The 23,127-nt window shown below is 39.7% G+C and carries 22 protein-coding genes, 1 riboswitch and 1 other annotated feature; of the genes, 2 read left to right on the top strand and 20 right to left on the bottom strand.

Annotation, left to right across the window (positions count from 1 at the left end):
* Window positions 1–44: 44 nt before the first annotated feature.
* From M3189_RS12865 to zapA, 13 genes are all read right to left on the bottom strand, one after another.
* On the bottom strand, window positions 45–1,265 hold the full coding sequence (locus M3189_RS12865) for an aspartate kinase (protein ID WP_251634474.1): 1,221 nt from the start codon (window positions 1,263–1,265) through the stop codon (window positions 45–47).
* Between the two features lie 120 nt (window positions 1,266–1,385).
* Window positions 1,386–1,565, bottom strand: a riboswitch (Lysine riboswitch).
* Between the two features lie 69 nt (window positions 1,566–1,634).
* Window positions 1,635–3,407: an excinuclease ABC subunit UvrC gene (gene uvrC, locus M3189_RS12860; protein WP_251634473.1), complete on the bottom strand. Its 1,773-nt coding sequence runs from the start codon at window positions 3,405–3,407 to the stop codon at window positions 1,635–1,637.
* Between the two features lie 129 nt (window positions 3,408–3,536).
* Window positions 3,537–3,851, bottom strand: coding sequence for a thioredoxin (gene trxA / locus M3189_RS12855; RefSeq protein WP_179159982.1), 315 nt, complete (start codon window positions 3,849–3,851; stop codon window positions 3,537–3,539).
* Between the two features lie 161 nt (window positions 3,852–4,012).
* Entirely contained in the window at window positions 4,013–4,990 is a 978-nt protein-coding gene (locus M3189_RS12850) for an electron transfer flavoprotein subunit alpha/FixB family protein (protein WP_251634472.1), read from the bottom strand.
* A 75-nt stretch (window positions 4,991–5,065) separates the two neighbouring features.
* Entirely contained in the window at window positions 5,066–5,839 is a 774-nt protein-coding gene (locus M3189_RS12845; protein ID WP_251634471.1) for an electron transfer flavoprotein subunit beta/FixA family protein, read from the bottom strand.
* A gap of 106 nt (window positions 5,840–5,945) precedes the next feature.
* On the bottom strand, window positions 5,946–6,716 hold the full coding sequence (locus M3189_RS12840; protein WP_251634470.1) for an enoyl-CoA hydratase: 771 nt from the start codon (window positions 6,714–6,716) through the stop codon (window positions 5,946–5,948).
* Between the two features lie 31 nt (window positions 6,717–6,747).
* Complete coding sequence (locus M3189_RS12835) at window positions 6,748–7,332, bottom strand: TetR/AcrR family transcriptional regulator (RefSeq protein WP_435368083.1); 585 nt, start codon at window positions 7,330–7,332, stop codon at window positions 6,748–6,750.
* Between the two features lie 181 nt (window positions 7,333–7,513).
* Window positions 7,514–9,217: a long-chain-fatty-acid--CoA ligase gene (locus M3189_RS12830; RefSeq protein ID WP_251634468.1), complete on the bottom strand. Its 1,704-nt coding sequence runs from the start codon at window positions 9,215–9,217 to the stop codon at window positions 7,514–7,516.
* A gap of 249 nt (window positions 9,218–9,466) precedes the next feature.
* Window positions 9,467–9,874, bottom strand: a complete 408-nt coding sequence (locus M3189_RS12825; protein ID WP_251634467.1) for a DUF350 domain-containing protein — start codon at window positions 9,872–9,874, stop codon at window positions 9,467–9,469.
* 39 nt (window positions 9,875–9,913) lie between these two features.
* Window positions 9,914–12,271: an endonuclease MutS2 gene (locus M3189_RS12820; protein ID WP_251634466.1), complete on the bottom strand. Its 2,358-nt coding sequence runs from the start codon at window positions 12,269–12,271 to the stop codon at window positions 9,914–9,916.
* Window positions 12,272–12,285: 14 nt separating this feature from the next.
* Window positions 12,286–14,004 (bottom strand): DNA polymerase/3'-5' exonuclease PolX, encoded by a 1,719-nt coding sequence (gene polX, locus M3189_RS12815; RefSeq protein WP_251634777.1) that lies wholly within the window; start codon window positions 14,002–14,004, stop codon window positions 12,286–12,288.
* A gap of 111 nt (window positions 14,005–14,115) precedes the next feature.
* Window positions 14,116–14,670, bottom strand: coding sequence for a CvpA family protein (locus M3189_RS12810; protein WP_251634465.1), 555 nt, complete (start codon window positions 14,668–14,670; stop codon window positions 14,116–14,118).
* A 7-nt stretch (window positions 14,671–14,677) separates the two neighbouring features.
* Entirely contained in the window at window positions 14,678–14,938 is a 261-nt protein-coding gene (zapA, locus tag M3189_RS12805; RefSeq protein WP_251634464.1) for a cell division protein ZapA, read from the bottom strand.
* Between the two features lie 135 nt (window positions 14,939–15,073).
* Between zapA and rnhC the strand changes: the two genes are divergently transcribed.
* Entirely contained in the window at window positions 15,074–16,006 is a 933-nt protein-coding gene (rnhC, locus tag M3189_RS12800) for a ribonuclease HIII (protein ID WP_251634463.1), read from the top strand.
* 68 nt (window positions 16,007–16,074) lie between these two features.
* On the opposite strand, the gene pheT is transcribed toward rnhC, so the two are convergent.
* From pheT to M3189_RS12785, 3 genes are all read right to left on the bottom strand, one after another.
* Entirely contained in the window at window positions 16,075–18,489 is a 2,415-nt protein-coding gene (gene pheT, locus M3189_RS12795) for a phenylalanine--tRNA ligase subunit beta (protein ID WP_251634462.1), read from the bottom strand.
* Window positions 18,490–18,504: 15 nt separating this feature from the next.
* Complete coding sequence (pheS, locus tag M3189_RS12790; RefSeq protein WP_251634461.1) at window positions 18,505–19,542, bottom strand: phenylalanine--tRNA ligase subunit alpha; 1,038 nt, start codon at window positions 19,540–19,542, stop codon at window positions 18,505–18,507.
* Window positions 19,543–19,621: 79 nt separating this feature from the next.
* Window positions 19,622–19,863, bottom strand: a binding site (T-box leader).
* 61 nt (window positions 19,864–19,924) lie between these two features.
* Entirely contained in the window at window positions 19,925–20,674 is a 750-nt protein-coding gene (locus M3189_RS12785; RefSeq protein ID WP_251634460.1) for a TrmH family RNA methyltransferase, read from the bottom strand.
* A gap of 115 nt (window positions 20,675–20,789) precedes the next feature.
* Between M3189_RS12785 and sspI the strand changes: the two genes are divergently transcribed.
* Window positions 20,790–20,996 (top strand): small acid-soluble spore protein SspI, encoded by a 207-nt coding sequence (sspI, locus tag M3189_RS12780; RefSeq protein WP_251634459.1) that lies wholly within the window; start codon window positions 20,790–20,792, stop codon window positions 20,994–20,996.
* Here the strand turns inward: sspI and M3189_RS12775 are convergent.
* From M3189_RS12775 to M3189_RS12760, 4 genes are read right to left on the bottom strand one after another with little or no spacing between them, the layout of a single operon-like run.
* Window positions 20,988–21,152 carry a hypothetical protein gene (locus M3189_RS12775; RefSeq protein WP_251634458.1) on the bottom strand — a complete coding sequence of 55 codons (165 nt, stop codon included), beginning with the start codon at window positions 21,150–21,152 and terminating at the stop codon, window positions 20,988–20,990. The two genes, sspI and M3189_RS12775, sit on opposite strands and share 9 nt — an antisense overlap.
* Window positions 21,153–21,202: 50 nt before the next feature.
* Complete coding sequence (locus tag M3189_RS12770) at window positions 21,203–21,418, bottom strand: hypothetical protein (RefSeq protein ID WP_251634457.1); 216 nt, start codon at window positions 21,416–21,418, stop codon at window positions 21,203–21,205.
* A 21-nt stretch (window positions 21,419–21,439) separates the two neighbouring features.
* A complete protein-coding gene (locus tag M3189_RS12765) occupies window positions 21,440–22,525 on the bottom strand; it encodes a M42 family metallopeptidase (RefSeq protein WP_251634456.1) in 1,086 nt (361 codons plus the stop codon).
* Window positions 22,526–22,578: 53 nt separating this feature from the next.
* Window positions 22,579–23,070 carry a dUTP diphosphatase gene (locus M3189_RS12760; protein WP_251634455.1) on the bottom strand — a complete coding sequence of 164 codons (492 nt, stop codon included), beginning with the start codon at window positions 23,068–23,070 and terminating at the stop codon, window positions 22,579–22,581.
* Window positions 23,071–23,127 lie beyond the last annotated feature (57 nt).

The raw sequence follows: 23,127 nt of genomic DNA, 5'->3' as shown, positions 1-23,127 counted from the left end.
AAACATTCCTTGAAGGAGTTCCTTCAAGGAATGTTTTTTATTTTTTACACTTCGCTATTTAGACCAAATGCTTGGTGCAGGACTTCTACTGCTTTTAGCATGTGTTTTTCTTCGACTACTGCTGAGACTTTAATTTCTGAGGTGCTGACCATTTTTATTTGAATCTGGTTGGCCGCCAGTACTTCAAACATTTTGGCTGCAACACCTGGATTTGAAATCATTCCGGAACCAACGATAGACACCTTCGCCAATTTATTTTCTGCGTCAAGCTGATCATAATTCAGAACATCCTTGTTATTTTCAAGGACATTTAACGTCTCTAATAGGTCATCTGTTTTAATCGAGAAAGCAAGATTTGCTGTTTCTGCATCTGTTGTGCTTTGAACAATGATATCGACGTTTAAATGATTCTCAGCTAATGTTGTAAAGATGGTTGATAAACTAGTTAAAGAATTAGCCAGCCCTAACACGCTCACCTTTGTAATTTCATCTTCAAATGCCACTCCACGGACTACCAGGTTTTGTTCCATTGATGCTTCCTCCTCAATCACTGTTCCTTCTACTCTCTCCAAACTTGAACGAACTTCAAGTCGTACTTGATAGTTTTTCGCAAATTCTACTGCTCTCGGGTGCAGGACACCGGCTCCTAAATTTGCTAGCTCAAGCATTTCATCATAAGACACTGATTTTAATTTACGTGCACTCTTCACATATCGTGGATCTGTCGTGAAAACTCCGGTTACATCGGTATATATATCGCATTTATCAGCCTTAAGCGTTGCTGCAAGCGCCACCGCTGTGGTATCAGAACCGCCTCGGCCAAGAGTTGTAATCTCGCCATTTTCGGTAATCCCTTGGAATCCTGCGACAATCACCACTTTGCCAGCAGCTAGCTGATTCTTTACCGCTTCTGCATTAATCGTTGTAATGCGGGCATTTCCATGGATAGGCTCTGTGACAATTCCAGCCTGCCAGCCTGTAAACGAAACGGCAGGCAGCTTTTGCTCATTTAATGCCATTGACAATAAAGCGATTGTCACCTGTTCTCCTGTGCTTAACAGCATATCCATATCCCGTTTATTTGGCTGTCCAGAAATTTCCTTCGCTAAATCCACCAGCTGATCCGTTGATTTCCCCATTGCAGAAACAACCACAACCACCTGATTCCCCTGAGCAGTTTCCGCCTTTACCCGCTGTACTACATTAAGTATTTTTTCCACACTACCTACTGAAGTGCCGCCAAACTTTTGAACAATTAAACCCATCTTTTCCCCTGCTTTCAGTTATAGGTTTAGCTATCATTATAGTTTTCCCCGCAAAAAAAGAAAAAAGCAATGAGAGGGCATCTCATTGCTTGAATACACAAAAAAATTTTCGCGTCTACAATGTAAGATAGCTCTCCAAGACATGACGTCTTGACAATCCGGTATTTATTCAATACTCAGACCAGCAAAGAAAGAAATGAGACTTTCTTCACTTCGGCGAACATCCCCTTTCATGATTCTTCCCAGAAGCTCATCCTTCTCTGAATCATTACTCTTGAAGCTCGCACCTCTACCTTCACTTTAGTATTAAAAAGTGATAGTAATATAATTTTCACTCATTATAGCATAGTGCCATTATTCTGACAATCACTAGGTTTGAAGTTTTTTCATTAATTCTTCTACTACGGGAGCTGGAATACCCAGGGCTCTAAATTCTTCAAATGTAGCTTCTTTCATTTTCTTAACCGAACCAAATTCCTTTAATAATTGCTTTTTCCTTTTTTCACCTACACCTGGAATGTCATCGAGCACCGATTGAAATGCACTCTTTCCACGAGTTTGACGATGGAAGGTAATCGCAAAACGGTGAACTTCATCTTGAATTCTTTGTAATAAATAAAACTCTTGGCTGTTTCTGCCAAGCGGGATAATTTCAAGTGGATTCCCATATAACAAATTAGAAGTTTTGTGCTTATCATCCTTCACCAATCCAGCCAGTGGGATATCTAAGCCAAGCTCGTTCTCTAGCACGTCTCTGACAGCCTCCACATGTCCTTTTCCACCATCAATGATAATTAAGTCTGGAAGTGGCAATTCTTCTTTTAAAGCTCTTGAATATCTCCTTCTCGTTACTTCACGCATCGATTCATAATCATCAGGACCTTTAACCGACTTTATCTTATACTTTCGATACTCACGTTTATTCGGCTTTCCGTCGATAAATACGACCATGGCAGATACCGGATCCGTCCCTTGAATATTAGAATTATCGAAAGACTCTATTCGGTGAGGGGTATAAATACCCATAAGTTCTCCAAGATTTTCAACTGCTTTGATAGTTCGTACCTCATCCTTTTCAATCAGTGAAAATTTCTCATTCAGTGCTATTTTTGCATTTTTGATGGCCATTTTAATCAAATCTTTTTTCTGACCACGCTGTGGCTTGAGTACTTTCACTTGAAGAAGCTGCTCTGCTATATTTAAGTCAACTTCATCTTGAATGAAAATTTCTTTTGGTTTGAAATGATTGGATTTTTCGTAAAATTGACCAAGGAAAGTGAGAATCTCTTCTTCTGGCTCATTGTAAATGGGAAACATGGAAACATCACGTTCGATTAGTTTTCCTTGGCGTACGAAGAAAACTTGTACACACATCCAGCCTTTGTCGACTGCATAGCCAAATACATCACGGTCAGTAAAATCTGTCATCGTGATTTTTTGCTTTTCCATAATCGTCTCGATATGAATAATCTTGTCGCGGAATTCCTTTGCACGTTCAAAATCCAATTCCTCAGAAGCGCTGGCCATTTTTTCAGTCAGTTCTTTTTTTATCTCTTTATAACCGCCATTAAGGAAGCGGGTAATTTCGTCTGTCATTTGCTTGTATTGCTCTTCATGGACCTCATTGACACATGGTGCCAGGCACTGTCCTAAATGGTAATACAAGCAAACCCGGTCAGGAAGGGTTGAACATTTTCGCAATGGGTAAATCCGGTCTAGGAGCTTTTTTGTTTCATTTGCTGCCATAACGTTTGGATACGGACCAAAGTACTTGCCTTTATCCTTTTTTACTTTTCTTGTTATGATTAGCTTTGGATGTCTTTCCGCGGTTAACTTAATAAACGGATAGGTTTTATCATCCTTCAGCATGACGTTATATTTTGGGTCGTATTTTTTGATTAAATTTAATTCAAGTAACAGCGCCTCAATATTGGATGAGGTGACAATATATTCGAAGTCCTCAATCTCATTGACGAGTCTGAACGTTTTTCCATCGTGTGACCCAGTAAAATAAGAGCGTACACGATTTTTTAGTATTTTTGCTTTACCAACATAAATGATCGTTCCCTGACGGTCTTTCATCAAGTAGCAGCCAGGCTGATCAGGCAGCAGTGTTAACTTTTGTTTAATATTTTCATTCATTCTTAGCTGCTCCTCTCCGTCTTTATCTATCTGTAAATTTTAAATCATAGCACTGATAAAGAAAAGCCTGATGTTTTTTCCAAAAATAAAAAACCTTAGCCAGTGTAAACTAGCTAAGGTTATCTGTGCTTATGCGTGCTTTTCTAACACACCTGCTAAAGCATCTTTAGGCTGGAAGCCGACAACTTTGTCAACTACTTCGCCATTTTTGAAAACTAGAAGTGTAGGGATGCTCATAACGCCGTATTTAGCAGCAGTTTCTTGGTTATCGTCTACATCTAATTTCACAATTTTAACTTTGTCGCCCATTTCTGAATCAAGTTCTTCAAGAACGGGAGCGATCATTTTACAAGGTCCACACCATGGAGCCCAGAAATCTGCAAGCACAAGGCCAGAGCCTGTTTCAGCAGAGAAATTTGCATCTGTTACATTTGAAATAGCCATTTATTTTGCCTCCTAATTAATACTAATTACAACGAAAGTATAGCATTGTTTAAACCATCATGCTAATAATCTGTCTCGCAATAATTTCCCCTAAAATACAGTAAGTATTCCGGCTTATTATATGAGAAAAAGCGAGCAGTTTGCCGCTGCTCGCCCTTATATTATGAGTGAACTTTAAGTTTTTTAAACTCTTCTGTTAAAAGTGGGACTACTTCAAATAAATCCCCAACAATTCCGTAATCTGCCACTTTAAAGATATTTGCTTCTGGATCTTTGTTAATCGCAACAATTACCTTAGAGTTAGACATACCTGCTAAATGCTGAATTGCTCCTGAGATACCGCAAGCAATATAAAGGTCCGGTGTTACAACTTTACCTGTTTGTCCGATTTGTAAGGAATAGTCACAATAGTCAGCATCACAGGCTCCCCGAGAAGCACCAACCGCACCACCTAATACTTTCGCTAATTCTTTAAGTGGTTCAAACCCATCTGCACTTTTCACACCGCGTCCACCAGAGATAACGACTTTCGCTTCACTTAAATCTACACCTTCACTTGCTTTTCGAACCACTTCTTTAATAATGGCACGAAGGTCCTTAATTTCAACAGATAGAGAGGCAACTTCACCAGCTCTACTCTCATCCTTTTCAAGTGGTGCAATATTGTTAGGTCTTACTGTTGCAAAAATTAATCCGTCCGTTACGATTTTCTTTTCAAATGCTTTACCAGAATAGATTGGTCTTGTAAAGACAACATTTCCGCCTGCTACTTCAACAGAAGTTGCATCAGAAATTAAACCAGATGCCAGCTTCGCAGCAATCCTTGGTGAAAGATCCTTTCCAAGGGAAGTATGTCCCAAAATTAATCCTTCTGGGATTTCTTTTTCAATAACAGCAAGCAAGCTTTGTGCAAAACCATCAGATGTATATTGCTTTAACTTTTCATCCTCGACAACAACCACACGGTCAGCACCATATTGAATTAATTCTGCTCCTAAAGCGCTAACATTTTCTCCGATTAAAACAGCTACCACTTCTCCGCCCTCTGCTACAGTCTTTGCCGCAGCAATTGCTTCGAAAGATACATTACGTAAAGAACCGTCACGCGTTTCCCCTAATACTAATACTTTTCTAGTCATTCCTTTACCCTCCTGCGAATCATTTTTGTCTTATCAGAATCTACATTCTGAACGTTTACCTGCAAGTAAGTACGATTAAACTACTTTTGCTTCTGTATGAAGAAGTTGAACAAGTTCTTTTACCTGATCAGTTAATTCTCCAGATAAGACTTTTCCAGCTTCTTTTTTAGGCGGTAAGTAAATTTCAATGGTTTTTGTTTTTGCTTCAACATCGTCTTCTTCTAAATCAAGGTCGTCTAATTCCAATTCATCCAGAGGCTTTTTCTTTGCCTTCATAATTCCTGGAAGTGATGGATAACGAGGCTCATTCAGACCTTGTTGAGCAGTAACCAATAAAGGAAGGCTTGTTTCAATCACTTCAGAATCACCTTCAACGTCGCGCGTAACCGTTACAGTGGTTCCATCAATTTGAAGCTTCGTAATCGTTGTAACATATGGAATGTTAAGCAATTCAGCAACACGTGGTGCTACTTGACCAGAGCCGCCATCAATCGCTACATTTCCACCAATAATTAGATCTGCTGCCTTATCTTTTAGATATTCAGCAATGATTTTTGATGTTGTGAATTGATCGCCATTTTCCACATCGTCTTCCGTATTAATTAATACTGCTTTGTCAGCTCCCATAGCGAGTGCTGTGCGTAATTGCTTTTCAGATTCTTCTGTTCCTACTGAAATAACAGTTACTTCACCGCCATTAGCATCACGGACTTGGATTGCTTCCTCTACTGCATATTCATCATAAGGATTGATGATAAACTCGGCACCATCCTCATTGATTTTTCCGCCAGAGATCGTAATCTTTTCCTCTGTATCAAATGTTCTTTTCAAAAGTACATAAATATTCATGATTTCCCTCCTATAATTGCAAACATTTCTTCTGTTTCAAAGATTAAGAAAATTTATAGCAAAAAAAAATTTATTATGAACTTCTACCTTCATCGATAAAAGTTACTCACCCTTTAAAATGAGGCTCACGTTTTTCAATAAATGCCTGAATTCCTTCTTGTGCATCACTTGAAACAAATATTTCTCCAAATAACTCTGCCTCTTTTTTAGAGCCTTCGTAAAACTCTTCGTTTTTTGAATAGTTTAATAGTTGAATCGTCGCTTTCAATGAACCTAAGCTCTTCTTAGCAATCTTTCCTGCCATTTTAAGTGCTTGGTCGAAAACTTCAGATTCCGGATAAGCATGGTTCGCTAAGCCAAATTGAACCGCTTCCATTCCTGTGATTGGCTCAGACGTAAACAGCATTTCTGCTGCCCTCGCAACGCCAACATATTTAGGAAGCCGCTGTGTCCCAGCAAATCCAGGGATTAATCCTAGCTGTAGTTCTGGAAGACCTAGTTTCGTATTTTCACCCACTAAACGGATATGACAAGCCATTGCCAGCTCTAACCCGCCGCCTAACGCCGCACCATGAATAGCAGCAATGATTGGTTTAGGGAATTTCTCCATTCGGTCAAACAAATCTTGACCATATGTACCAAGATTCGTAAATCCTTCAGAAGATGAAACGGTGGTGAATTCCTTAATGTCAGCACCCGCTGAGAAGAATCGCCCTTCCCCATGAATGACAAGCACCTTAATTTCACGATTGGGTTCAATTTCGTCTAAAACAGCCGACAGTTCCCTTAATAGTCCTTGTGAGAGGGCATTTGCCGGTGGACGCCCGATGGTAATTGTCGCGACTCCGTCTTGACTAGACCATTTTAAGTTTTCCAATAAAAATCCCTCCTCCTCATACACTCAAGAATTAATGATTTCCACAGCCTTTAATCAGTAGCTGATGGACCGGTTTAGCGAGTGCAACTAAATCATATTTTTCCTCATTCAAAACCCAGGTTGTAACGGTTTCATCCATCGTGCCGAAAATCATCTGCCTGGCTAGACGGACATCGAGGTCACTTGAGAACTCTCCCGTTTCTTTTCCTTCGATGATGATTTTATCTATCACCTGCAAATAGCCTTTAAGAACATTATTTATTCTCATGCGCAGCTCTTTATTTGATTGACGTAATTCAAGCTGTGTGACAATTGCCATGTGATGATCATCGGAAAGGTTTCGAAAATGAGCTTCAACCATCATATATAACTTCTCCACCGCTGTCTCTTTTCCTGCTAGTAATTCATCTATTTTTTCAATAAAGCTTCCCATTTTTTCTTCAAAGAGTGAGATGAGAATGTCTTCCTTGTTTTTAAAATAAAGATAAATGGTCCCATCTGCAACACCTGCCTGCTTGGCAATTTTAGAAACCTGTGCCTGATGATAACCAACTTCTGCTATTGCAATTACCGCTGCATCAATGATTTGCATGTATTTTGGTTTGTTTTTTTTCATTGTTTCTCCCTCCTCATGAAGAAGTGAATATAAAAATAAAAATATGAATGAATAATCATTCATATTTTTATAATAGTTTTTACTTGTATTTCTGTCAAGAAATACAACGATATTTTTTATATTACTTTACTATTTCCATATAGACAAGCACTATAAATCAAAAAAAAAGAAGTGCAGTTTTTTATGCATGTTTTTTGTTTTCTTCCTCTATTTTTATCATTTCTTCTTCGACAAGTGTCCTTCTTAAAATCTTGCCTACTGCCGTTTTCGGCAATTCTTCTCTAAATTCATATAATCTTGGAGCCTTATAGGATGCTAAATATTTTCTAGCATAATGATTCAAGTCTTCCGGGGTAATCTCTGAGCCTTCTTTTAACACCACATATGCTTTAACGGTTTCACCACGGTATGGATCTGGTATTCCTGCAGCAACCGCTTCTAAAACATCGGGATGCTCATACAATACTTCCTCAATTTCCCTTGGATATATATTAAACCCTCCTGCAATAATCATATCCTTCTTTCTATCTACTACATAAAAATATCCTTTGTCGTCCATATAGCCAAGGTCACCGGTGTATAACCAGCCATCTTGAATGGTTTCCTCTGTTGCCTCAGGTCGATTCCAATAGCCCTTCATCACTTGCGGACCTTTAATGATAATTTCTCCAATTTCACCTACAGGCATTATTTCACCATTGTCCATGGAGACAATTCTTACTTCTGTATTCGGCCATGGTACACCAATACTTCCTTTTACCCGCTCACGATCCCATAAGAAATTAGAATGGGTAACCGGTGAGGATTCTGTTAATCCATAACCTTCAACGAGTTTCCCGCCTGTAACCTTCTCAAACTCCTCTTGTACTTCAATGGGGAGTGGAGCAGAGCCGCTTAGACAGGAATCAATCGACGATAAATCGTATTTTTTCAAATCTGGATGATTTAAGAGACCGATATAAATGGTTGGTGCTCCAGGAAACAGAGTAGGTCGTTGCTTTTGAATGGTCTTTAATGTAGTCAGTGCATCAAATTTAGGTAAAATAATCATCTTATAGGCCTGCATAACCGATAAGATCATGATTATGGTCATACCATAGACGTGGAAAAACGGTACAATACCAAGGACTGATTCTTCACCTGGTTTTGATTTGTATAGCCAAGCCGTACACATAGAAGCATTAGCCACTAAATTCCGATGTGTTAGCATAACCCCTTTTGGAGAACCTGTTGTTCCACCTGTATATTGGAGCAGGGCAACATCTTCTTCAAAATCAAAGTCATATTCTACGAGCTTTTTAGGCTTAATTTTTACAATTTCTTTAAATAAGTGGGTGGTGCCTTCATGTTTAACATTCACGACAATTCCATATTGCTTTTTCTGGATAAATGGATAAACTAAGTTTTTAGGGAATGGCAGGTAGTCTTTGATAGCGGTTACAATTATATGTTGCAAACCGGTTTGCGGCATCACCTTAGAAGCGCGAGGATAGAGGATGTCGAGTGTGATGATTGCCTTAGCTCCAGAGTCTTTCATTTGGTATTCAAGTTCACGTTCGGTATATAAAGGATTGGTTTGAACCACAATAGCTCCAGCCATCAGGATTCCAAAATAACTTATGACTGATTGTGGTGTATTAGCAAGCATAATGGCAACTCGGTCACCTTTTGCTATACCGATTTCCTGAAGATAACTAGCAAAAGACAATGCTTCGTTGTAAAGCTCTTTATAGGTCATTTCCTTCCCCATAAAATGGATAGCCGTTTTTTCAGGAAAACTTTTTGCTGCATCTACTAAATACTGCTGAACAGGTTCTTTTCGAAATTCCAGTTCTGCAGGAATTTCTTCAGGATAAGACGCTAGCCATGGTTTAGAATCATACATAGTAACCCTCCTTATGGACTATTGTAAAATTTACCACTTCCCTTTTATTATAGTATAGTCAGACTGTTTAAACAATTGGAATAATGATATATGTGCACTATCTCACGAATAATATTTGTAAAAAAAAATCACCGCTGTGCTTCAGCGATGATTTCAACTTAAAAGATCATATACCCCAAACCAATTAGCAAAAACAATGCGCATAATCCAAGAAGTACTTTCGCTAACGTCTCCACGCCTAATCTCCCCTTACGATATTCCTGCACCTATTACAAAGGATAAGCCGATTGTTATAATCATCGCAATGAATCCAACTGCGCGATTATCGTTTTTAATTTCATCGTCAATGTTAAATTTAGGTGTTAAGAATTCAAAGATAAAATATCCAACCAGTAACAGCACATAGCCAAATACTCCCCAGCTTATCATCGTTACCAAAGAATCATTTTGTTCAATGGAATAACGGAAAATGTTGGAAATTCCAAATATTTTCCCTCCAGTAGCCATTGCTACAGCGATATTGCCCTTTTGGATTTCTTCCCAATTTTTATATTTCGTTACTAATTCAAAAATAGCTAAAAAGACAACCACACATAGGATAACTACGCTATAATTGGCAGCACTTTGAATATACACGTTATTCCAAAACTGGTTCATTCCCAATTCTCCCCGGATAGTATTTAAGGCCTTTTTTCCTTATTTAAATTCGACCACGGTAACACCAGAACCGCCCTCACCTGCTTCTCCAAAGCGGATTTTCTTAACAGATCGGTGATTTCGTAAATATTCCTGGACACCCTGCCTTAATGCGCCCGTGCCTTTCCCGTGAATGATCGATACACGAGGATAGTTTGATAATAACGCATCATCTATATATTTTTCCACTCTTAATAGTGCGGCCTCATATCTTTCCCCTCGTAAATCTAATTCCAGCTTCACATCTGCGTCTCTGCCTTGAACAATGGCCATTGGTCTTGTTTCTACCGGCTTTGGTGTGCTGATATACTCTAAATCCTTTTCTTTCACCTTCATTTTCAGGATACCGATTTGCACCTGCCATTCGTTATCAGATACTTTTTCTAGAAGTGTACCCTTTTGTCCAAAGGTCAAGACTTTCACTTCATCACCAGGTGTGAAGGTATGTTTCTTCGTTTTCTGACTAATTTGTTTGGAGGATTTCTTAATTTCTGGTGTTGCGGCTTCAAGACGTCGCTTAGCATCAATTAATTCATGTTCCTTAATATCCGCTTGCTTCTCAATCCTCATTTTACGCAGGTCACGAATAACCTTTTCTGCCTCACTCTTTGCTTCATCAAGAATTTCACCAGCTTTTTCAGCTGCTTTTTCAAGCATTGAATCTTTGTTCTCATAGAATTCAATCATCTGCTTCTGCATATCCTGATGAAGCTTTTCTGCCTGTCTTAAATAATCACGAGCTTCTTCCTGTTCGATTTCAGCTTGACGCTTACTGCTTTCGAGTGAGGCAATCATCTTATCAATTTGATTGGTATCTTCACTGACATGAGATCTTGCGGATTGAATCACACGTTCACTTAACCCTAAACGTTTTGATATTTCAAATGCATTGCTTCGTCCTGGTACTCCAAGAAGAAGCTTATAGGTTGGACTTAACGTTTCAACATCAAATTCAACACTTGCATTTAGCACACCTTCACGGTTATAGCCATACGCCTTTAATTCTGGATAATGTGTAGTGGCAATTACTCTTGCGCCTCGATGGTACACCTCATCTAAAATGGAAATGGCAAGCGCAGCACCTTCCTGAGGGTCTGTACCTGCACCAAGTTCATCAAATAGTACAAGAGAATTAAAGTCGACCTTTTCTAAAATATCCACGATGTTGACCATGTGGGAAGAAAACGTACTCAAGCTTTGTTCAATTGATTGCTCATCACCAATATCAGCATAAATGGCATCAAATACAGCAAGCTCTGAGCCATCATAGGCAGGAACCTGCAAACCAGCTTGTGCCATTAATGAACATAATCCCAGGGTTTTTAAGGTAACCGTTTTACCGCCTGTATTCGGTCCGGTAATAACAATCGTTGTATAATCTTTTCCAAGTAAAATATCATTCGCTACCACTTCATCTATTGGAATTAATGGGTGTCTAGCTTTGTATAAAGCAATTCGTCCTTCATTATTCATGATAGGCATACTTGCTTTCATCTTCCGGCCATACCTTGCCTTTGCAAAAATAAAATCCAGATTCGCTAGAATAGCAACAATCACTTGCAGCTCCGACTCAAATTCAGCTGTCTTTGCTGAAAGCTCTGATAATATTCTTTCAATTTCAAGCTGTTCTTTTACTCTTATATCCTGTAATTGATTATTTAGCTGAACAATTACTTGTGGTTCTATAAATAGCGTTTGACCTGATGAACTCTGGTCATGGATAATCCCGCCGTAGTGACCGCGATATTCCTGTTTAACAGGAATAACAAAGCGATCATTACGAATCGTAACAATAGAATCCGACAACATCTTTGCAGCATTCGAGGAGCGAATCATGCTCTCTAGTTTTTCACGGACACGCGCTTCATTCGAGCGCAGCTGGTGCCTTAATGTGCGCAGCAGTTCACTTGCGCTATCAAGAACTTCTCCACTCTCATCAATTGCAAATCGAATTGATTCCTCCAAATTGACTAAAGGAATAATCCGGTCCACCTGCTCCAATAAAATAGGAATTTCCGTTCTTTCTTCGGCAATATCTTCTATAAATCGCTTCATTTGCCGGCTTGCACGGATGGTGCTGGCAATCTGTATCAATTCATGGGAACTTAGGACTCCCCCAATAACAGAGCGCTTAATATGGGCTCGGATATCATGAATGCCTGACAACGGGACATTTCCTTTGATTCGTAAAACAGTTGTTGCCTCATCTGTTTCCGCTTGCAGTTTTACAACTTCTTCAAAATCTGTGGATGGAACCAATCTTTTTATTTTATCTATTCCAAGTGAAGACGCTGCATGCTCAATGAGCTGATCTCTCACTTTCGTAAATTCCAATACCTTTAACGTTCTTTCTTGCATGGAGATAAACCTCCTTAGTTTCGATTATGCAAATACTCTAGTAAGTCATTCGGTTCAAGTGTGTTGATCACTGATGATTTTTTAATCCAGCCCTTTTTAGCTGTAGAAACGCCTACCCCCATATGTGACAGTGTTTCTTTCTTATGGGCATCCGTATTAATAAATATCTTAACTCCTGCGTCCTGTGCTTTTCGTAAATATTCAGCTTTTAGATCCAACCGATTAGGATTGGCATTAAGTTCAAGTGCGGTATTTGTTTCTTTTGCTAACTGTATTAGCATATCGATATCAACATCATATCCTTCACGGCGGCCTATTTTTCTGCCAGTAGGATGGGCAATTAAATCTACATGTGCGTTTTTTAATGCTGTCGTTAACCGCTCCATTATCTTTTCTCTTGGCTGTGAAAAAGCAGAGTGAATCGATGCTATCACGAAATCCATTTCAGCTAGGAGATCGTCTTCATAATCTAGTGTACCATCTGGTAAAATATCCATTTCAACACCAGATAGAATTAGAATATCATCGTATTTTTCATTTAACTTCTTAATTTCCTCTTTTTGCTGCAATAACCGCTCTCTCGTCAGTCCATTTGCCACCTTTAAGTACTGGGAATGGTCAGTAATGGCCATATACTTATATCCTTTTGCACGACAAGCTTCAACCATTTCTTCAATCGAATGCGCTCCATCACTCCAGGTTGAGTGCATATGTAGATCGCCCTTGATATCAGTAAGTTCGATTAATTCCTCATGGGCTGAAAAATCCTCTACTTCTTTCCCATCTTCTCTTATTTCAGGCGGAATAAATGGCAGGTCAAAATGCTTGAAAAACTCTTTTTCGGAAGAAAACGTAAGAATTTCTCCTGTCTCAACATTTTCCACACCATACTCACTTATTTTTTCACCACGTTCTTTTGCAAGCTGTCTCATCCGGACATTGTGATCCTTTGACCCCGTAAAGTGGTGAAGAGTCGTGATAAATTCCTCTGGTTTGACGATTCGGAAATCAACTGAAACATCATAATCAAATTCAAAAACGAGTGAAACCTTAGTATCTCCAGCACCAATCGTTTCTTTTATATTTGGTAATTCCAGCAAAAACTGTTTTACCTTATCTGGCTGTTCGCTCGAAATAATAAAATCAAGATCTTTAACTGTTTCTCGCACTCTTCGCAGGCTTCCGGCTCGTGAGAATCTATGAATTTCAGGAAGTTCAGAAAGCTTTGCTTCAATACTTTCTGCAATTGGCAGCATGTAGGCGAGAGGCAGTCTGTCTGGCCTAGAGCCCACATTGGCAATCGCACTGAGGATTTTTTCTTCTGTCTTCTTTCCGAATCCAGCTAGTGCTTGGACTTTCCCTGCTTTACAGGCTTCCTCTAAGGTTGTAACATCTTCAATTCCTAGTTCTTTGTGAAGCTTAGCAATCTTTTTTCCGCCAAGCCCTGGCAATTGTAATAACGGAATTAACCCTTTTGGAACCTCTTCCTTAAGTTCCTTTAATACTTTTGAGGTGCCCTCATTTATGTATTCTTCAATAACAGCCGCGGTACCCTTGCCGATTCCGGATAACTTGGTAAAATCCTCGATATCAGATAAGCTGCGATCATCAAATTCAAGTGCTGATGCAGCTTTTCGAAAGGCAGATACCTTGAAAGGATTTTCACCCTTCAACTCCATGTAAACCGCGATTGTTTCTAATAATCGAATTAAATCTTTTTTATTTACCTCCATCATTTCCACCCACCTTGCATTTATTTTAACCTTTTAAAAGAAAAACTTCTCCCTTAGAGAGAAGTTAAGAGAACCTTCTCTCCTAGTGAGAAGGTGAACTACCCTTCTAACCTAAAGAGAAGTTAAAGCAGCAGTATATTCAATCCACATACTTTTTATTTGCTGTGAAAGGAATGGTGTATGATTCACAATCAAGTTCGCCATAATGGAATCATCCAAAGGTTTTTGCAAAACTTCCATTGGAACGAGCGCAGCAATATATAATAAAATAAAGATAATTAAATAGACTTCGGCAAAACCTAGGAGGCCGCCTGCCCATACATTTAATTGCTTGAGAATCGGCAAATGTGCAATAAAATCCAGCATTGACCCTATCACTTGAAGCAGAATCTTAACCGCAAAGAAAATAATGATAAAGGCAATTGCACGGTAGAAGGCTTCCTCCATATTCCCGTTCTCACTTAATAGTTTTAAAGGAGACGTCGTCCCGAGATTTGGATATGGAACCCAAAGCGTAAGTCTAGGTGCCAAATCATCGTAGTATAAATTTGCCACTATGTATGCAATAATAAAACCTGTTAAATGGACTAACTGCAAAATGAATCCTCTTTTTAATCCTATAAAAAAACCAAAAACTAATAATATAATAATTGCTAAATCCAACATGACTTATTCAGTCCTTTTCCTTTTGTAGTTCAGCCTGCAGTACCTCTAATTGTTCCTTCATTTTAATATAATCATTGACTGCATTCACGGCAGTTAATACAGCGAGTTTATTTACATCAAGTAATGGATTCCTAGAACCTATTTCGCGCATTTTTTTGTCAACTAATGAAGCGACATGTCGAACATGGTTTTGGGATTCAGTACCTAATATAACGTATTGCGTTCCGTATATATCAACGGTTGTTCTGGTTTTTTCTGTATTTGACAAATTACTGCCTCCATTCGGTTCGAAGAAATCCCTATTTTATAATATAACACGAACGGATATGTGTCGAAAAGAGAAACAGATGAAACTGGAGGTTTTTTACTTTTTCTAGAAAAAATGTCGAGGAGTGTTTTTGAAGTGGGAAATGTTGTGTTAAATCTAAGTTTGTCTGAAATTAATAAAATGAAAAGCTATTATGAAGGGAAATTAGTAGATAAAGCTCCTCCAGGCAGTGTGTTTGCTGCCAAGACTTCCGGTTCGACGATTACTGCCTATAAGTCCGGTAAAGTGTTATTTCAAGGGAGTGGCTGTGAAGCAGAGGCCAGCAGGTGGGGTGAGGCTGCTGCAAAAGCTCCAGCCAAATCCAAATCTCCGAAAGGTAATTTACCAGAAGGTTTTAGCAACTGGTCTGTTATCGGCTCTGATGAAGTTGGTACCGGTGATTTCTTTGGCCCAATAACCGTTGTCGCTGCTTATGTTAGGAAGGAAGATATTCCTTTATTAAAAGAATTAGGTGTCAGAGATTCAAAGGATTTGAACGATGAAAAAATCATTGCGATTGCAAAGGTGATTAAAGATGTTGTTCCATTTAGCCTGATGACACTAAAAAATGAAAAATACAATCAGCTGCAAAAATCAGGAATGTCACAGGGGAAAATGAAGGCGCTCCTCCATAATCAAGCCATCCTAAAGGTGCTTGAGAAGATTTCACCTGTAAAACCAGAAGGTATTCTGATAGACCAATTTGTTCAGGAAAGCACCTATTTTCAGCATGTTAAAAGTCAAAAAGCTGTAGCTAGGGAAAATGTTTATTTTAGCACGAAGGCAGAGGGTATCCACCTTGCCGTTGCAGCAGCATCCATCCTCGCACGGTATGCCTTTGTTCAATATATTGACAAGCTTAGTGAGTCAGCAGGATTTAAGATTCCAAAAGGAGCAGGATCCCAGGTGGATGAAGCTGCAGCCAAGTTGATTCTGAAAAAAGGTCAAGATGTATTTCCCCAATTTGTGAAATTGCACTTTGCGAATACGGAAAAAGCGATAAATTTGGTGAATAAAAAGAGAATGTAATGGAATTCTATCGTTTTTAATAAAAAAATGACCTAGTGGATTGATCACTAGGTCATTTTTTATCTTTATTACCCTCTTAATACTGCTCCAGCTTTTTCTTTTAAAGCTTCTAGTACTTGGGTATGAACTTTCGTTACTTCTTCATCGGTTAATGTGCGTTCTGGATCCATGTATTTCAATGAGTAGGCAATGGATTTTTTGCCTTCTTCCATGCGCTCACCTTCGTAAAGGTCAAAGACCGTTACTTCTTTTAGAAGCTTTCCGCCAGCAGTTTGGATTATATCCTGCAATACTCCAGCGACAGTTTCTTTATCGACAACAAGAGCGATGTCTCTTGTGATTGATGGGAAACGTGGAATTCCAGAGTATCTTAGCGGTGCAGTAGCTTCTTCTAAAATAGCCTTTAATGATAACTCAAACACATAGGTATCTTTTAAATCTAACTCTTTTTGCATGGTTGGGTGTACTTGGCCGACGAAACCGATTCTTTCACCATGTAAGTGAATTTCAGCAGTACGTCCTGGGTGCATGTTATCCACTTTAGCTTGAACATATGTGACACTTTCAGTAAGTCCAAGTTTAGCAAATAATCCTTCTAAAATACCTTTTAATACATAGAAGTCAACTGCCTTCTTCTCACCCTGCCAAGAATGGCTATGCCATAAACCTGTAATCGCACCAGCTAAATGCTCCTGTTCTTCAGGTAATACTTCATTTCCATTTGCTAAGAACACAGCACCTGTTTCATAAACCGCAAGGCTGTCGTTTTGACGAGCACTGTTGTATTTTAAAACTTCCATCAGCTGCGGCATGATGCTTAGGCGTAATATACTGCGGTCCTCACTCATCGGCATCGCCAGGCGAATGAAATCACGTTTCTCAAGGGCAAATTGTGCTGCTTTCTCCTCACTTGTTAAGGAATACGTTACCGCTTGATACAAGCCAGCACCTTCTAAATATTGCCGGACAATCCGGCGTTTATCCTGATATTGTGATAATTTGCCTGGTGTCGCAGAACCGATTGGCAATGTTTTTGGAATGTTATCGTAGCCGTAAAGACGTGCTACTTCTTCAATTAAGTCTTCCTCAATTTTGATGTCACCACGGCGTGTTGGAGCTGTAACCGTAATTGTTTCTTCTTCACTTGTTACCGCAAATTGAAGGCGTTCGAAAATGGCTTCAACCTCTTCTACAGTCAAGTTTGTACCGATGACACTATTTATTTTTTCCAAAGTAATAGAAACCACCGCTGGTTCAACTGTAAGTGTATCAACCACTGAAGCATCTTCTAGCACTTCTCCGCCAGCGTATTTTGCCATCAAGTATGCCGCACGCTCTCCCGCAGCTCGTACGCGGTTTGGATCGACACCCTTTTCAAAACGAGCACTCGCTTCACTTCGTAAGCCATGGTCCTTCGATGCTTTTCTTACAGTTCCTCCTGTAAAATAAGCCGCCTCCAACAACACAGTTGTTGTGTCAGAGGTAACCTCTGAATTAGCTCCGCCCATGACTCCAGCTAATGCTACTGGCTCAGTTCCATTTGTGATCACTAAATGGTCAGAAGTTAACGTACGTTCTACATCATCTAATGTTGTGAATTTCTCACCATCTTGTGCACGACGAACAAGGATTTCCTTTGAACCTAAGCGATCATAGTCAAATGCATGCAGCGGCTGACCATATTCTAATAAAATGTAGTTGGTAATATCGACAACATTGTTATGTGGACGAATTCCAGCAGACATTAGTCTTGTTTGCATCCATAACGGAGCTGGTCCGATTTTAACATTCTTAATCACTTTTGCAGCATATAGAGGATTATCCTCATTTGCTTCTACTTTAACAGTAATATAATCTGTTGCCTTTTCTTTAACTGGCTGAAGTTCGATTTCTGGAAGCTTCACGTCTCTGCCAAGAATTGCTGCAACTTCATATGCTACACCAAGCATACTCAAGCAATCTGCGCGGTTTGGTGTCAGACCAAGTTCAAGAACTTCATCATTACGGTTTAATAAAGCAATTGCGTCTGCTCCAACCTCTGCATCCTGAGGGAAAACAAAGATTCCTTCTGAATATTCTTTCGGTACAATTTTCGCTTCCATACCGAGTTCGGTTAAAGAGCAAATCATTCCATTTGATTCTTCTCCGCGAAGCTTTGCCTTTTTTATTTTAAAATTTCCTGGTAATACTGCACCAACAGTTGCTACTGCTACTTTTTGCCCTTGTGCGACATTCGGTGCACCACAGATGATTTGAACAGGTTCGCCCTGACCAATATCCACTTGGCATTTGCTTAATTTATCCGCATTGGGGTGTTGTACACGCTCAACCACATGACCCACAACTACGCCAGTAATTCCTTCATTAAGGACCTCAACGCCCTCAACCTCAATCCCGCTTTTTGTAATTTTTTCAGCTAACTCATCAGCTGAAACTCCGGATAAATCTACATAATCCTGGAGCCATTTATATGAAACGAACATTTCGTACTCCTCCTCCTACTCGTGTTTTGAATACTGTTTTAAGAAACGCACATCATTTGTGTAGAAATGGCGAATATCATCGACGCCGTATTTCAACATCGCAATCCGCTCTGGTCCCATACCGAATGCAAATCCTGTGTATTTTTTAGAATCATAGCCAGCCATTTCAAGAACGTTTGGATGAACCATTCCTGCTCCAAGAATTTCAATCCAGCCTGTTTTCTTACAAACATTACAGCCGTTGCCGCCGCAAATCATACAGGAAATATCCATTTCAACGGATGGTTCTGTGAATGGGAAGAAACTTGGACGCAATCGGATTTCACGGTCTTCTCCAAACATTTTTTTCGCAAAAATCTCTAATGTCCCATGAAGGTCGCTCATGCGGATGTTTTCACCAACAACAAGGCCTTCAATTTGCATGAACTGGTGAGAGTGTGTTGCATCATCATTGTCTCGGCGATACACTTTACCCGGGCAGATAATTTTGATAGGACCTTTCCCTTGATTCTTTTCCATCGTCCGTGCTTGAACGGGTGATGTATGTGTGCGCAGTAAAATTTCATCTGTAATATAGAAGGAATCCTGCATATCGCGGGCAGGGTGACCCTTCGGTAAATTTAACGCTTCAAAGTTATAATAATCCTGCTCGACTTCTGGACCTTCTGCTACCTGATAACCCATTCCAATAAACAAATCTTCAATCTCTTCGATGATTCTTGTTAATGGGTGGTGGTTTCCAACCTTAACCGGTCTTCCTGGTAATGTCACATCAATTGATTCAGAAGCTAGTTTTTCTAATACTGCCGCTTCTTCTAAATCCTTTTGTTTTGCTTCTAAAATAGTAGCAATAGCTTCACGAACCTCATTTGCAAGTGCTCCCATAATTGGGCGCTCCTCAGCTGAAAGCTTACCCATTCCACGCAGTACTTCTGTAATAGGACCTTTTTTACCTAAATAAGCAACGCGGATGTCATTTAATTCTTTTAAGCTTGAAGACTGTTCAATACTTTGAATAGCTTCCTGCTGCAATTCCTTTAATCGTTCTTGCATTTAGAATTCCTCCTTTAATTTTTAACGATTTCGGGGTGGTTTCTTTCACCATACAAAAAACAAAAAAACCCCATCCCTGGAAAGGGACGAGGTTTATAGTCGCGGTACCACCCTTGTAAACACGGTATGTATAAAAACATTGTGTTCGCTTCATTGGGATAACGGCATAGGCCGGTGCATCTTTACATTTCTATTGAAATGGTCCCGATGCCAACTCAGGAGGTGAACTTCTCCTATCCTTCCCATAAAAGTGCTTCCAGTCACGGCACTCTTTCCCTAAATGGTCATTGATAAGATACTTTTCTCCGTCATCGTCTTTTGTATTTTTCAATAATGTAAATTATTATATAATACTTTACTTGATGATTCAAACTAGTATCGTCTATTTTTTTAAAAAATATAACAGGATGCCCGTTGCTACGGCTACATTGAGTGATTCACTCTTGCCGTAGATGGGAATATAAAGGTTTGCGGTTGTTTTTGCGAGCAGATCTTTGTCAACGCCATTTCCTTCGTTTCCAACTATTAAGGCAAATGATTCACCTGTTGAAATATCAGTATATGCAGAGGCCCCCTCAAGTGCTGTACCATAAACCGAAATATTTTTCGTTTCCAACTTTTCGACCCACTCATGGAGATCGCCTCTTATGATTGGCAGATGAAAATGACTGCCTTGTGCTGAGCGGAGTACCTTTGAATTATAAACATCGACGCTTCCCTTTCCTACAACTACTGCGTCAATTCCAGCTGCGTCTGCTGTTCGGATCATTGTACCTAAATTTCCTGGATCTTGTACGGCATCAATGAGCAGGAATGTCTTTGCATTCGGTATTTCTAACTGCACCTGACGGCAAACGGCATATATCCCTTGTGGTGCCTCCGTGTCAGATAATGAATTGGAGATCTCTTCGGTAACCTGGATGACTGGTACTTCTCCGGAATCCCAGCGCGGCGGCAGACCTGTCTTATCAGAAACGATAATTTCGATTACACTCTCGCGTTGTTTTAATGCTTCTTCGACTAAATGAAAGCCCTCGACTAGAAAGGTTCCGGATTTATCCCGCTCTTTTTTTGTTAACAGCTTTTTCCATTGTTTTACTTTAGGGTTTTGAATCGATTCAATATGCTTCAAGTTTATTTGTGCTCCTCTAGTGTTTTTCCTCATTATATCCCAAAAAAAATACATAATAAAACCAAAGATAGAAATCATATTAAAGAAATGTATGATGAAAAAGGAGTGTGTGATGATGAATTTAAATTTGCGAAATGCGATTATTCACAATGTTACTGGTAACTCCCAAGATCAATTAGAAGATACAATTGTTGATGCCATTCAAAATGGTGAAGAAAAAATGCTTCCAGGCTTGGGTGTACTATTTGAAGTAATCTGGAAGAATTCTTCTGAGGATGAGAAGAAAGAAATGCTTTCTACACTTGAAAATGGGTTAAAGTAACTGGTATTTGCTGCTGCCGATTTGAATTCGGCAGCTATTTTTATGCTTATCCGCAAGTATTTCTCGCCATCCGCAAGTATTTTCTGCTATCCGCAAGTATTTTCTGCTATCCGCAAGTATTTTCCGCCATCCGCAAGTATTTTCTGCTATCCGCAAGTATTTTCCGCCATCCGCAAGTATTTTCTGCTATCCGCAAGTATTTTCTGCTATCCGCAAGTATTTTCCGCCATCCGCAAGTATTTTCCGCCATCCGCAAGTATTTTCCGCCATCCGCAAGTATTTTCCGCCATCCGCAAGTATTTTCTGCTATCCGCAAGTATTTTCCGCCATCCGCAAGTATTTTCTGCTATCCGCAAGTATTTTCCGCCATCCGCAAGTATTTTCCGCCATCCGCCAGTATTGCACAAAAAAATCCCCGACATAAATATCGAGGACGGCAAGCTTTATTCGTACGTTATTTTATCCACCGTCTCACGGTCTAGTCGCTTGATGACTTCAACGATTAGCTTCACCGCATTTTCGTAGTCGTCACGGTGCAGCATTGCTGCATGTGAATGGATATATCGTGTTGCGATGGTAATGGCTAACGATGGGACTCCATTATGCGTGATATGGATTGGGCCAGCGTCAGTACCTCCACCAGGAATAGCATCAAATTGATATGGGATATTCAGTTCATCAGCCAAATTGGTGATAAAATCCCGCAAACCTTTATGTGCCACAAGGGTCGCATCATATAAAATGATTTGTGGGCCTTTCCCCATTTTGCTCATAGCTTCCTTTTCAGAAATACCAGGTGTATCACCTGCAATACCCACATCGACAGCAAATCCGATATCAGGATTAATTTTCTCAGCAGAAGTTTTGGCACCACGAGAACCGATTTCTTCCTGGCTGGTTCCGAGACCATACACCTCGTTTGGATGGTCGACACCTTTTAATTGCTTCAATACATCAATCGCAATCGCACAGCCAATTCGATTATCCCACGCTTTTGCTAAGAGCATTTTTTCATTATTCATCACGGTAAATTCGAAATACGGAACAGCCATATCTCCTGGGAGAACTCCCCATCCAAGAGCCTCTTCACGGCTTGATGCCCCAATATCAATAAACATATCTTTGATTTCTACCGGTTTTTTTCGAGCTTCTACTGATAAAATATGCGGAGGCTTGGACCCGATGACACCAATGATGTCACCTTTTTTGGTAACGACAGTGACGCGCTGTGCCAGCATAACCTGTGACCACCAGCCGCCCACTGTTTGAAAACGAAGGAAGCCTTTATCATCGATTTGCGTAACCATAAACCCAACTTCATCTAAGTGGCCGGCTACGATAATTTTCGGACCGCCCTCTTTCCCAATCTTCTTAGCAATTAGACTGCCAAGTCCGTCCGTTGTTACTTCATCCGCATATGGTGCTATGTATTTCGTCATTACCTCGCGAACTTCCCTCTCGTTGCCGGGAATCCCTTTGGCGTCGGTTAAGTCCTTTAACATCATTAAAGTTTCATCTAATTTCGCCATTGCTTCGCCTCCCTTATATGTATGTTCGATCATCATTATACAATAATTTTCAGCTAATAGTTATTCTGCTGTCTTTGATAATTTACTTCATTCTTCGTAAAATATGCCTCTTCCATTTCTTGATAGCTTATACCAAGCAGCTCACCCAGCTGCAAATAAGCTTCAAGCAACGTTTTAAAATCATGTTCGTTTTTGCTGTTTTTAAGATTATTTATTTTTTCATAAATGAAAAGAAATTGTTCTGAGACCGAGAATGTAGTTGTTTCTGTTTGAATCGAGTATGGAAGTTTATCAAACCCGCATTCAATGCCGAGTGACAAGATGAAATGGATGCCATCTACAAACTCCTCTAGTACCACACTTTTTTCCGAGGATGGCTTAACACTCCAAAACTTGAAGCAGCGAGTTTCATTCGCCAACTCCCCTAGTTCCACAAGCAATGCCAGTACCTTTCTGTTAAATAAATCTTCTTCCTGCAGGCCATGCTTTTCTTCAATATGCTGATCCAATGCTTGTTGCATGTTAAATAATTTTTCCAACTGCATTTTTTTAATCACTCCCCTATTCAAAATTATATCAAAGTGTGGAAAGAATGAAACTTT

It is taken from the genome of Neobacillus niacini (assembly GCF_023715415.1).
Lineage (GTDB): Bacteria > Bacillota > Bacilli > Bacillales > Cytobacillaceae > Neobacillus > Neobacillus niacini_C.
The sequence above is the reverse complement of the archived record's forward strand: the minus strand, read 5'-3'. Positions and strand labels throughout refer to the sequence as shown.